7 protein-coding genes and 1 riboswitch are annotated in these 12,193 nt (G+C 70.5%); of the genes, 4 read left to right on the top strand and 3 right to left on the bottom strand.

All coding sequences use genetic code 11. From position 1 onward, the window contains the following. Nucleotides 1-41 precede the first annotated feature (41 nt). From ACGFIO_RS16870 to ACGFIO_RS16860, 3 genes are all read left to right on the top strand, one after another. A complete protein-coding gene (locus ACGFIO_RS16870) occupies nucleotides 42-920 on the top strand; it encodes an ABC transporter permease (RefSeq protein ID WP_392827161.1) in 879 nt (292 codons plus the stop codon). Between the two features lie 61 nt (nucleotides 921-981). Beyond that, nucleotides 982-1,090, top strand: a riboswitch (SAM riboswitch). Nucleotides 1,091-1,101: 11 nt separating this feature from the next. Next, nucleotides 1,102-2,376 carry a threonine synthase gene (gene thrC / locus ACGFIO_RS16865; RefSeq protein WP_392827160.1) on the top strand — a complete coding sequence of 425 codons (1,275 nt, stop codon included), beginning with the start codon at nucleotides 1,102-1,104 and terminating at the stop codon, nucleotides 2,374-2,376. Nucleotides 2,377-2,631: 255 nt separating this feature from the next. Beyond that, on the top strand, nucleotides 2,632-3,630 hold the full coding sequence (locus ACGFIO_RS16860; protein WP_392827159.1) for a GNAT family N-acetyltransferase: 999 nt from the start codon (nucleotides 2,632-2,634) through the stop codon (nucleotides 3,628-3,630). Here ACGFIO_RS16860 and ACGFIO_RS16855 read toward each other — a convergent pair. Both ACGFIO_RS16855 and ACGFIO_RS16850 read right to left on the bottom strand, forming a co-directional pair. After that, the gene (locus ACGFIO_RS16855; RefSeq protein WP_392827157.1) at nucleotides 3,627-4,058 is read right to left on the bottom strand and encodes a hypothetical protein; all 432 of its coding nucleotides are present in this window, start codon (nucleotides 4,056-4,058) and stop codon (nucleotides 3,627-3,629) included. The two genes, ACGFIO_RS16860 and ACGFIO_RS16855, sit on opposite strands and share 4 nt — an antisense overlap. A gap of 1 nt (nucleotide 4,059) precedes the next feature. Further along, a complete protein-coding gene (locus tag ACGFIO_RS16850) occupies nucleotides 4,060-4,596 on the bottom strand; it encodes a GNAT family N-acetyltransferase (RefSeq protein WP_392827155.1) in 537 nt (178 codons plus the stop codon). A 331-nt stretch (nucleotides 4,597-4,927) separates the two neighbouring features. Between ACGFIO_RS16850 and groL the strand changes: the two genes are divergently transcribed. Then, entirely contained in the window at nucleotides 4,928-6,550 is a 1,623-nt protein-coding gene (groL, locus tag ACGFIO_RS16845; protein ID WP_392827153.1) for a chaperonin GroEL, read from the top strand. 215 nt (nucleotides 6,551-6,765) lie between these two features. Here the strand turns inward: groL and ACGFIO_RS16840 are convergent, their stop codons facing one another. Then, entirely contained in the window at nucleotides 6,766-12,186 is a 5,421-nt protein-coding gene (locus ACGFIO_RS16840) for an Ig-like domain-containing protein (protein ID WP_392827151.1), read from the bottom strand. Between the last annotated feature and the right edge of the window lie 7 nt (nucleotides 12,187-12,193).

Genomic DNA, 12,193 nt, shown 5'->3' with positions numbered 1-12,193 from the left:
CCTCGAGCGGCAGCGGGGAGGCTACGGTCGCGACCACAACGGTGAACGATCGCCGGACCGTGGAGCGCGGAAACTCAGCTACGGGGTACCGGCCGTCGGCCACGCTGCCGATCTGGGCCGAGGTCAGGCGGCAGGCGTCGCGCCGGCGTACCCAGTTGGCTCTGGGTTTCATGGCTCTTCTGCCCTTGATCGTGCTTGTCGCGTTCGAGTTCGGCGGCAGCTCGGACGACGACAACGGCGGCGGGCAGTTCTCCAGCCTGGTCGACCTGGCCACCTCGGGCGGACTCAACTTCGCGCTCTTCTGCGTCTTCGTCTCGGCGTCGTTCCTGCTGGTCGTGGTCGTGGCGCTATTCTGCGGCGACACCGTGGCCAGCGAGGCGTCCTGGGGCAGCCTGCGCTACCTGCTCGCGATCCCGGTGCCGCGGGCCCGGCTGCTCGCCGTCAAGCTCGGCGTCGCCCTCGCCTATTCGCTGGTCGCGCTGCTCACGCTGGGTGGGGTGGCGCTGTTGGTGGGGACGCTGCGGTACGGCTGGCACCCGCTGGGCAGCACCATCGCCGCCGAGATCCCGCCCGGCGAAGGGCTGCTACGGCTGCTCGGGATCCTGGGCTACCTGGCCGTCATCCTGCTGATCGTGGCCGGGCTCGCGTTCCTGCTCTCGGTGCTGACCGACGCGGCGCTGGGGGCGGTCGGCGGCGCGGTGCTGTTGTGGATCCTGTCCAGCATCCTCGACCAGATCGAGGCGCTCGGGGTGATCCGGGACTTCCTGCCCACCCACTACAGCGACGCTTGGCTGGGCCTGCTCTCGACGCCCACCCAGACCGACGACATGGTGCGCGGGGCGATCGCGGCGGTGGCGTACGCGACGATCTTCTGGTCGCTCGCGTTCTGGCGATTCACCCGCAAGGACATCACGTCGTGAGCGTCACACTACTTTTCGCCTAGGCCAATCGCCACGTAGGGTGTGTGTCAGACAACTGAATACCTCATCCAGAGGGGCAGAGGGAACGGCCCGTTGAAGCCCCGGCAACCACCACATCTGTGGCAGGTGCTAATTCCGGCCTTGCCTCCCCGGGCAGGGAAAGATGAGAGGAATTCCTCTGGTGACGTCCACCCTCAGCACATCCGTCGGTTCTCCCGCCCGCGCTCTTGTCTGCCGGGCCTGCGGTGCCGAGTTCCCCCTGGCCGCCCAGCATGCCTGTTACGAGTGTTTCGGGCCGCTCGAGGTCGCGTACGACCCGGCGGCGATCGCCCAGGTGACCCGCGCCCAGATCGAGGCGGGTCCGCACAACATCTGGCGCTACGCGCCGCTGCTCCCGGCCGGTCAGGATCCGGCCGGTCGCGTCACCCTCGACCCCGGCCTCACCCCGCTGATCAGCGCGCCCGCGCTGGCCGCGGCGATCGGCCTGGACGCTCCGCTGTGGGTGAAGGACGACTCGGCCAACCCGACCCATTCGTTCAAGGACCGGGTCGTCTCGGTCGCCCTGACCGCGGCCCGCGGCCTCGGCTTCACCCGGTTCGCCTGTGCCTCCACCGGTAACCTGGCCAACTCGGTGGCCGCGCACGCCGCCCGGGCCGGCGTTCCCTCGATCGTCTTCATCCCCGGCGACCTGGAGCAGGGCAAGGTCGTCACGACCGCGGTGTACGGCGGTGAGCTGGTCGCCATCGACGGCTCGTACGACGATGTCAACCGGCTCTGTGGCGAACTGGTCGAGACCGACGAGTTCGAGGACACCGCGTTCGTCAACGTGAACGTCCGCCCGTTCTACGCCGAGGGCTCCAAGACCCTCGGGTACGAGGTGGCCGAGCAGCTCGGCTGGCGCATCCCGGCCCAGGTGGTCATCCCGATGGCCAGCGGCGAGCTGCTCACCAAGATCGACAAGGCGTTCTCCGAGCTGGTCGAGATCGGCCTGGTCGAGGCCCCGGCCGGCGGCTGGCGGGTGTTCGGCGCGCAGTCGGCCGGCTGCAACCCGATCGCGACCGCCCTGCACAACGGCACCGACCAGATCGTCCCGGTCAAGCCGACCGGCATCGCCAAGTCGCTGAACATCGGCGACCCGGCGGCCGGCGTCTACGCCATCGAGGCGGTCCAGCGCACCGACGGGTGGATGGACTACGCCGACGACGACGAGATCCGCGAGGCCATCCAGCTGCTGGCCCAGACCACCGGCGTCTTCGCCGAGACGGCCGGTGGCGTGACCGTGGCCGTGCTCAAGAAGCTGGTCGCCGCGGGCAAGCTCGACCCGGCCAAGGAGACCGTCGTCTTCAACACCGGCGAGGGTCTGAAGACGCTGGACGCGGTGGCCGACCGGGTCGGGCCGACGCACCGGATCAAGCCGTCGCTGCGCGGGGCTCGTGACGCCGGCCTTCTCGGGTAACCCGGTGTAGTCGGGTTCCCGACAGTAAGTTCGCTTTTCCATCCTGCGAGGACTTGCGAACGGATCACAACGTCGGCAGGATGCTCTCTGCGGGAGGACGCGACGCCGTACGAGGCCCCACCTTCGAGCTTGGCGACAATCTCTACCGGGGCCCAACGACCCAGTGCCGGAGGCGCTGTGCGCGCGTCCTCCCGACCAAATTTCTCCTTCGGTAAATCGGTCGCGGCGGACCACGAGTGCGTTCAGTCTGTGGGGATGCGCATCGACGTCGCCGAGTTCGAGGGTTCTGACGAGTCCGTTGTCCGCCAGGCCTACGCGGTCGCCAAGGCCGCACACGAGCGCGATGTTCCGGACATCCCGTTCGAGCCCGAGGACTTCTTCGTCGACACGGTGCGTCGTGGTTATCCCGCGTGCCGCAACATTCACGCGCTCGCCACGCTGGACGGCGAACCGGCCGGCGTGGTCGAGATGTCCCTGCCGCTGCTGGACAACCTCGAACAGCTCAACACCCACCTCAACGTGCACCCGGCGATGCGGCGGCACGGCGTCGGGCGGGCGCTGCTCGACTTCGTGATCGAGCGCAGCCGCGCCGAGGGCCGCAAACACATCACCGGCGAGTCGGTGCAGAAGCACCCCGACGGTGACGCCTTCGCCTCGGCCGCCGGCGCCAAGGCGGCCCTGCAGGACACCCGCAGCCGGCTCGACCTGACCACGGCCGACCACAAGCGATATGCCGAGATGCTCGCCGAGGCCCGGGCCAGCGCCGCCGGCTACCGGGTGGTGCGGTGGCAGGGCATGCCGGCCGACGAGTACCTCGACGACATCGCCTATCTGGACAGCCGGCTCTTCGAGGACGCGCCCATGGGCGACCTGACCATCGAACCGGAAAAGGTCGACGCCGACCGGATCCGCACGAGCGAGCAGAACCGGCTCGACCGGGGCCTCGACCGCTTCCACACCGGCGCTGTGCACGAGGCCACCGGGCGGATGGTGGCCTGGACGACGCTCTCCGGGCCGCCGGCGCTGGCCACCCACCTCTGGCAGCACATCACGATCGTCGACCCGGACCACCGCGGCCACCGGCTCGGCCTGATCGTCAAGCTGGAAAACCTGCGGTTCGCGCTCGATCACCGGCCGGCGTTGACCGCGATCGACACGTTCAACGCCTCGTCGAACGAGTACATGCTGTCGATCAACCGGGCGCTGGGCTTCCGGGCCGCCGACACCTGGATGCAGTGGCAGCTGACGATCTAGCGCGCCTTGAACCTCGTCGCCCAGGGGCGCAGCGGGGCGTCCGTGCGGTAGCCGCCGGCGTGCAGGCCGGCGTGCTTCTCGAGGGCGTTGCGGCAGCCGTAGGAGCCGGTCATCGCGTACGAGTAGCCGCAGAACGCGTAGTACAGCGGCCAAAAGAGTGGTCCGAGCAGCGCGTACTGGCTGACGTGCCGGCTCTCGTGGCTGAACAGGGCGGTCCGCTCGTCGGCGAGCAGCCACTCCGCGCTGCGCCGGGTGATGATCACCGAGCCGACGGTGAAGCAGGTGTTCTTCGGGATCTTCCGGGCGTACCCCTCGGCGATGAACACGCCGTCGCGGCCGCGCCTGATCGTCGCGCCGGTCGCCCGGGCCAGGATCAGCCCGGCCAGTGTGGTGCCGTTGATGGCGGTCAGCAGCGTGCGGGCGCGCATCTCACGCCGTCCGGCGCATCTGTAACTCGGTCAGGCCCGGGACGACCGGGTGCGGCACGCGGACGCCGGTGTCGGTGAAACCCAGCTTCTGGTACGCGCGTACCGCCCGGTCGTTGCCGACCACCACCTCCAGCATCAACTGGTCGCGCCCGGCCGCCCTCGACCAGGCGGCGACCGCCTCGACCAGGTCGGCCAGGATCCCGGTGCCGCGGCGCTCGGGGGTGATGTAGACGGCGAAGACGACCGTGGTCAGCAGGTCCTCGGGCAGCACGGTGCCGCCGGCGTGCCCGACCAGCGGCCCCTTGCCGGCCCCGGGCTCGGCCACGAACTGCGCGAGGGTGTGTCCGTGGCTGGCCTGGGTGATCCGGCGCCGGTAGTCGTCGTGTGAACGGGCCGCCGCCGCGGCCAGCGTCTCCAGGAAGGCCAGCGGGCTGTCGGCGAGCATCTCCAGCCGCAACGCGCGCATCCGGCCGGCGTCCTCGGGCCGGACCCGGTGCACCGTGGCCGTCGATCGGGGGGCTGTGCTGAGCGACACCATGGTGTCTGCCTACCCGGCCGGGGGAAGGGGCGGCAAGCGGGTTGCGCTTATCCGACCTCGCTGCCACCTGTTTCGCCCTGGGCGTAACTAGTCGAGCGACTAGGCTCACTCTCCTTGCACTCGGCCCATGGGAGTGCTAAACATGGGCTTGGCACTCGCACCACGTGAGTGCCAAGCAGGTCGGGACGGTGGGGTTCCGGCCGGGCGCCGCCATCGGTGCCCCGGCACGGGGCCGGTCGTCGCGGGCTATCCGGCTCGGCCTGAGGACGTCGCATCGCCAGGTGGCGACGTCCGCAGAGGTTCCTGTGAATGTCCGGGAGGACACAGCCGTATGGCCAAGATCATCGCATTCGACGAGGAAGCTCGTCGGGGCCTCGAGCGGGGCATGAACCAGCTCGCCGACGCCGTGAAGGTGACGCTGGGCCCCAAGGGCCGCAACGTCGTGCTCGAGAAGAAGTGGGGCGCTCCCACCATCACCAACGATGGTGTGTCGATCGCCAAGGAGATCGAGCTCGAGGACTCGTACGAGAAGATCGGCGCTGAGCTGGTCAAGGAGGTCGCCAAGAAGACCGACGACGTGGCCGGTGACGGCACGACGACGGCGACCGTCCTCGCCCAGGCGCTGGTTCGCGAGGGCCTGCGCAACGTCGCCGCCGGCGCCAACCCGATGGCCCTGAAGCGGGGCATCGAGGCGGCCGTGGCGAGCGTCTCCGAGGCGCTGACGCAGCTGAGCAAGGATGTGGAGACCAAGGAGCAGATCGCTTCGACCGCCTCCATCTCCGCCGGTGACTCCACGGTCGGCGAGATCATCGCCGAGGCCATGGACAAGGTCGGCAAGGAAGGCGTCATCACCGTCGAGGAGAGCAACACCTTCGGGCTCGAGCTCGAGCTCACCGAGGGTATGCGCTTCGACAAGGGCTACATCTCGGCGTACTTCATGACCGACGCCGAGCGCATGGAGGCCGTCTTCGACGACCCCTACATCCTGATCGCGAACAGCAAGATCTCCGCGGTCAAGGACCTCCTCCCGATCCTGGAGAAGGTCATGCAGGGCGGCAAGCCGCTGATCATCATCGCCGAGGACGTCGAGGGCGAGGCCCTGGCCACCCTGGTCGTGAACAAGGTCCGCGGCACCTTCAAGTCGGTCGCCGTCAAGGCGCCGGGCTTCGGTGACCGTCGCAAGGCCATGCTCGACGACATCGCCATCCTCACCGGCGGCACCGTCGTCAGCGAGGAGGTCGGCCTCAAGCTCGACGCCGCCGACCTGTCCCTGCTGGGCCAGGCCCGCAAGGTGGTCATCACCAAGGACGAGACGACCATCGTCGACGGCAACGGCAACGCCGAGCAGATCCAGGGCCGGGTCAACCAGATCCGGGCCGAGATCGAGAAGTCGGACTCCGACTACGACCGTGAGAAGCTGCAGGAGCGCCTGGCCAAGCTGGCCGGCGGTGTTGCGGTGATCAAGGTCGGCGCGGCCACCGAGGTCGAGCTCAAGGAGCGCAAGCACCGCATCGAGGACGCCGTCCGCAACGCCAAGGCGGCCGTCGAGGAGGGCATCGTGCCCGGCGGTGGTGTCGCGCTGGTCCAGGCCAGCAAGACCGCGTTCGAGAAGCTGGACCTGGTCGGCGACGAGGCCACCGGTGCCAACATCGTCAAGGTCGCGCTGGACGCCCCGCTGCGTCAGATCGCCGTCAACGCCGGCCTCGAGGGCGGCGTCGTGGTCGAGAAGGTGCGCAACCTCGACGCAGGCCACGGCCTGAACGCCGCCAACGGCGAGTACGTCGACCTGCTGGCCGCCGGCATCATCGACCCCACCAAGGTCACCCGCTCGGCGCTGCAGAACGCCGCGTCGATCGCCGCCCTGTTCCTCACGACCGAGGCGGTCGTGGCGGACAAGCCCGAGAAGAACCCGGCCCCGGCCGGTGCTCCGGGCGGCGGGGACATGGACTTCTGAGTCCAGTCCACTCCTGAAACGCCTGGAACGGGCGGGCCGCACTCCAGCGGCCCGCCCGTTCTCCGTTCCCCGCAACGCCGCGGTTTCGCCGAGCGCTGTCTTCGCCGGACACCTGCTTCGCCGGGCGCCGGTTGTGAGCGCGTGGCCGTTTCGCCGGGCGGCTTTCCTGGCCGAGCGATCTCTTCGCCGCGCGTGGCTTCTCTTGGCGCTTTGTCTCAGCGCTGCTCGCGGTGACGTCCCGGGCGATGCCGGCCCGGGCCGCGGCGCTCGCCGCCGACCACCAGGACCGGGACGGTCGTCCCGCCGCGGACACCGAACCAGTAGAGCGCCGCGCCCACCAGCAGGGCCAGAGTCCCCGCGCCGGCCACAGTGACCAGATCCTGGCCAGTCTTCGGCAGGCGGGCGGCACTCGGCTGCGGCGTCGCCTCGGCGTGCACGTTCACCGTGATGGTCGCGGTGTCGGTGCCGCCGTGCCCGTCCGAAACGGTGTACGTGAACGAGTCCACGCCACCCTGGTAGCCCTTGGCCGGGGCGTACACGACCTTGCCGCCGGACAGCACCGCGGTGCCGTGCCGCGGCTTCCCGATCTTGATGACGGTCAGCCGGTCCTGGTTGGCGTCGGTGTCGTTGGCCACCGGGGTGATCCGCACCGAGCCGCCGACCGGCACCTCGGCGCCGTCGTTGCGGGCCACCGGAGGAGCCGCCGGGCCGGCCACGAAGACCTTCACCGTGGCCGTGGCCAGGTTGCCGTTGACGTCCTCGGCCGTGTAGGTGAACGTGTCCCAGCCCGAGAAGCCCTGCACCGGCGTGTAGATCACCTTGCCGTTGGCGTCCAGCCTGGCGGTGCCGTGGGCCGGCCGGCCGACCTCGACCACTGTCACCGGGCGATTGTTCTTGTCCACCAGGGGCAGTCCGATGGTGACCGGGGTTCCCGGCGGGGCGGCGGCCTGCTTGTCCGGCACCGCCGGCGGCGTACCCACCGTGATCGTGATCTTGGTTTTGGCCTGGTTGCCGTCGCTGTCGGCCAGCGTGTACTCCACCTCGACCACCCCGGAGAATCCGGCCGGCGGCCGGTAGGTGACGGTGCCCGGGGTGAACGTGACAGTGCCGGTGGCCGGCCCGCTCACCCCGATGACCCGCAGGGCGTCGTTGTTCGGGTCGAGGTCGTTGTCGAGCGGGTGGACCGTGACGCTGTGCCGGTACGGCGTCTCAGCCACGTCCGGCAGCGCCACCGGCACGCCGTCGGTCACCGTGACCGTGACGGTCGAGGTGGCCGTGCCGCCCTGGCCGTCCGAGATCACGTAGCTGAAGCTGTCCGGCCCGGTGTACCCGGCCGCCGGCACGTACCGGATCTTGCCGTTGGGTAGCCGGGTGGCGGTGCCATGGGCCGGTACGCCGACCGACGTCACGGTCAGCGTCTGCCCCGGGTTGATGTCGCCGTCGTTGCCCAGCACGGTCACGTCGGTGCGTCCGCCGGCGGCCACGGCGGCCAGGTCGGGGCGGGCGACCGGGGCGGCGTCGGCCACCGTCACGGTGGCGGTCCCGATGGCCGTGTTGCCGGCCGCGTCCCGGATCGTGTAGCTGAACGTGTCAGCGCCGACGAAACCGGCCGCCGGGAGGTAGCGGACCGTGAGGTCGGGGTTGACCGCCACGGTGCCGTGCGGGGGCGTGGCCGCGGCCACCACGGTCAGGGGCAAGTGCTCGGGGTCGGCGTCGTTGGCCAGCACCGGCACGTTGATCGCGGTGCCGGACGGTGTGGTGCCGGCGTCGTGTGTGGCCACCGGCGGCAGGTCAACGACCACGGACACGGTGGCCGTGGCGAGACCGCCGGCGTCGTCGGTCACCTCGTAGTCGAAGGTGTCAGAGCCGGTGAAGCCGGGCGCCGGGATGTACGTGACCGACGTGCCGTGCGGGCCGACGCTCGCCATGCCGTGACCGGCCGTGCTCACCGCCCGTACATGGAGGACCTGATCGGTGTTGGGGTCGGTGTCGTTGGCGAGCACGGTCAACGTGTTGGCCACGCCGGCGCGGACCCGGAACTGGTCATTCACCGGGATCGGCAGCGCGTTGAGCACGGTCACCGTCACGGTCGTGGTGGAGGTGCCGTGCGCGGCGTCCTCGATGGCGTACGTGAAGGCGTCCGTCCCGGCGAAGCCCGGCGCCGGCGTGTAGACCAGCCGGCCCTGGCTGTCCGGGGCGACGGTGCCGTGCGCGCCGTTCGTCCAGCCGGTCACGGTCAGCCCGTCGTGGCCGGCGTCGGTGTCGTTGGCCAGCACGTCGAACGTGATCGCGGTATCCGGCCCGGTGCTGTCGGCGTCGCTGTGCGCGATCGGCGGCGAGTTCACCACCGTGACGCTGACCGTCGCGGTCGCCTTGCCGCCCTCGCCGTCGGCGACCTCGTACTGGAACGAGTCGGCACCGCGGAAGCCCGCGACCGGGGTGTAGAGGACCTGGCCGTCGGGCTGGACGACCGCGGTGCCGTGGGCCGGGCCGGCCTTGACGGTCACGAGCAGCGGGTCGCCGTTGGGGTCGTGGTCGTTGGCCAGGACCGGGACGGTCAGCGCGAGGTTGGTCTCGGCGGTGACCGAGTCGGGCGTCGCCACGGGTACGCCGTTCTCGACGGTCACGGTGACGTGCGCGGTGTCCGTACCCCCGTGGTTGTCGGAAACCTCCACATCGAACTCGTCGGTGCCGGAGAAGCCGTCCTCCGGCGTGTAGACCAGCTGGCCGTCGCCGTCCACCGCGACCGTCCCATGGCCGGGGGCGCCGGCATCGGAGATGTGCAGCGGGTCGTGGTTCGGGTCGGTGGCGGCGCCGGCGACCTCGATCGCGACCGGACGGCCGTACGGACCGGACCCGGTCACGTCGGCGGCGACCGGCGGCGCGTTGCCCACGGTGACCCGCACGGTGGCGGTGTCCTCGCCGCCCTGCCCGTCGGTGACCGTGTAGGTGAACGTGGTGACGCCGGAGAAGCCGGTCGGCGCGTGGTAGGTGACGACGCCGCCGGTCAGGCCGACCGTGCCGGTGCCGTTCGCCGGCTGGGTGACCTGCTTGACGGTCAGCTGGTCGTTGTTGGGGTCGGTGTCGCCGGTGAGCACCGGCACCACGACGTCGGTGCGATAGCCGGTGGCGATCTCGTCGTCCACCGCGTGCGGGGTGGCGTTGGCGACGTCGACCCGCACGGTGGCGACAGTGGAGCCGCCCTTGCCGTCCGAGACCGTGTAGGTGAAGGTCGCCGTCCCGGCGAACGACGGGTTCGGCGTGAAGGTGACCGAGCCGCCGGAGAAGATGACCTGCCCGCCGGCCGGCTGGGTGACGGCGGTGATGGTCAGCGGGTCGCCGTTCGGGTCGTGGTCGTTGTCCAGCACCGTGACCGTGACCGGCTGGCCGGCCCGGCCGGCGCCGCTGTCGTCACCGGCCACCGGGGCGGCGTCGGCCACCTCGACGGTCACCGTCGCCCTGCCGGTGCCGCCCCGGCCGTCGGAGACCTCGTAGGAGAAGGTGTCGGTGCCGGCGAAGCCGTCCTCCGGGGTGTACGTGACGGTGTTGCCGGTGGTGTTCGCGACCGCGTCGCCGTGCTTCGGCCGGCCGGACACGGAGGCCGACATGGTGACGGTCAGCGCGTCGTGGTCGGCGTCCTTGTCGTTGTCCAGCACCGGAATCACCACGACGTGGTGGTGCGTGGTGGTGGCGGTGTCGTCCTCGGCCTCGGGGGCGGTGTTCACGACCAGGGTCGCGTACGCGGTGTCGTTCGAGGACACGGCGTCGAGGCCGGTGCCCGTGGCCACCGCGCCGGCCACGGCGGCGGCGTCCGCGGACGGGCCGGCGGTCGCGTCGATCTGCAGCGTGCGGAAGGTGTACGGGGCCAGCGGGCCCATGTCGCAGATGACGTCCGGGCCGGACCGGGTGCACTGGGCCGGCACCGGACCGGACGTCACACCGGTCGGCAGGGTGAGCCGGCCGGTCGCCCGCGGCTCCAGGTCGGTGCCGTTGTTGGTGACGGTCAGCTGGTAGCTGACCGGGTTCGACGGTGTCGCGCGCTGCACCCGGGACGGCACCACGGACAGCGCCGCGGCCAGGTCGGCCCGAGGCCGCATGACCGTCACGCCGGCCGCGCTGCTGGTACCCGCGATCTTGCGACCGGTGTGCTCGCCGGTGTAGTCGACGGCGGCCTTGTTCAGCACCACGAAGCCGGCCGGGGTGTTCACGTCGACCTTCACCCGGAAGCTGACCTGGGCGGTGGCGTTGGGGACGAGCCTGCCGCCGGCCGCCGAGGTGGCCCCGGACCCGATCCGGAACAGGTTGGTGCCCTGCGCCGAGTCGGCCTTGAACTCGCCGGTGTCGAGGTCGGCCTGGTCCGAGACGGCCACGCCGCCGATCTTCAAGGAGTTCGGCACGTACGTGGTGCCGGCCGGGACGGCGTCCGACAGCATCGAGTCGATGCTGTCGTCGGTGCCGGCGTTCCTGACGTCGACGACGTACTCGATCTCGTCGCCCGGCAGCAGGTCGCCGCCGTCGGTGTCGGTGCCGGTCATCGCGATCGTCAGGTCCGGGGCGTACAGGTCGGTGGCGAAGGTGACCACGCCCGGGTAGAACGTCTCGCCGCCGGACGCGGTGGTCAGCGTGAGCGTGGCGCCGGTGGCGTTGTTGCCCAGCTTGCCGCTGGCGTCGAACTGGTCGATGTCCACGCCGAGCAGGTTCGAGTTGTTCGGGTTGCGGCTGCCGACCAGCGCGTTGCTGTCGCTCACGGTCGAGTTGAAGAAGTTGCCGGCCGGGTTGCGGGTGTCCGACATGGACTGGCTGTCCAGCTGCAGGGTGTCACCGGTCTTGCCCAGGTCGCCCTCGTACACCACCGTGCCGATCTTGGTGGTGACCTGGCCGTACTGTGGCGTCTGGAACCCGCTGACCGGGATGGTGACGTTGGTCTGGGTGCTGCCGACGACACCGAAACCGTCGTACACCCGCAGGTCGCGCATGGGTTCGGCCGGATTCTGGTACGCGATCACGAGCGCCCAGCCGGCGTACCGGTCGACGCCGGTCCCGGCCTGGATGTCGGCCACCGTGTAGGTGCCGTTGCCGCCCCCCGCGACCAGGTCGGTGACCTTGCGGTAGCTCTGGTACGCGGTGCCGCCGGCCATCACGTCGCTGGTGGTCAGCGTGGTGTAGCCGGACCCGCCGGGAACCCGGAACCGGATGGTGCCCTTGATGCCCGCGTTCGGCGCGGCCGAGCCGTTGGAGCCGGCCCCGGTGTTGGCGCTCCAGTACAGACCGGCGAACAGCACCGTGCTCCCGGCCGGAAGGTTGATGTCGGCGCTGCTCGAGTTGAACGTCGACGGGTCGGTGTCGACGTCCTTGTACATCATGTTGTAGCCGTTGTTGTTCAGCGCCTCGCCCGAGGTCGCGCCGATCCCGCGCAGCGCGTCCAGGCAGCCGGTGGCGGCCGGCGGGCAGGTCAGGCTGGCGTTGCCGCGCAGCACTATCGCACCGTTCGCGTTGGCCGCGAACGTGGTGTCGAACGGCGTGGTGATGACCGCTTGCGCCTGATTGACGTACGCGGTGAAGGTCGCCGCGACGGCCAGGGCCACCAGGACCGCGAGCACCCTCATGGGAGCCGCGCGCAGGGGTCGTCGGTGCATGGCCGCC

Source organism: Actinoplanes sp. NPDC049265, from assembly GCF_043197135.1.
Classification (GTDB): domain Bacteria; phylum Actinomycetota; class Actinomycetes; order Mycobacteriales; family Micromonosporaceae; genus Actinoplanes.
The sequence above is the reverse complement of the archived record's forward strand: the minus strand, read 5'-3'. Positions and strand labels throughout refer to the sequence as shown.

What these genes read in the sequence shown, in the direction of transcription:
- ACGFIO_RS16860 (WP_392827159.1), top strand. Translation starts at nt 2,632, where the DNA reads ATGCGCATCGACGTCGCCGAGTTCGAGGGTTCTGACGAGTCCGTTGTC.
- ACGFIO_RS16855 (WP_392827157.1), bottom strand. Translation starts at nt 4,058, where the DNA reads ATGCGCGCCCGCACGCTGCTGACCGCCATCAACGGCACCACACTGGCC.
- ACGFIO_RS16850 (WP_392827155.1), bottom strand. Translation starts at nt 4,596, where the DNA reads ATGGTGTCGCTCAGCACAGCCCCCCGATCGACGGCCACGGTGCACCGG.
- groL (WP_392827153.1), top strand. Translation starts at nt 4,928, where the DNA reads ATGGCCAAGATCATCGCATTCGACGAGGAAGCTCGTCGGGGCCTCGAG.
- ACGFIO_RS16840 (WP_392827151.1), bottom strand. Translation starts at nt 12,186, where the DNA reads ATGCACCGACGACCCCTGCGCGCGGCTCCCATGAGGGTGCTCGCGGTC.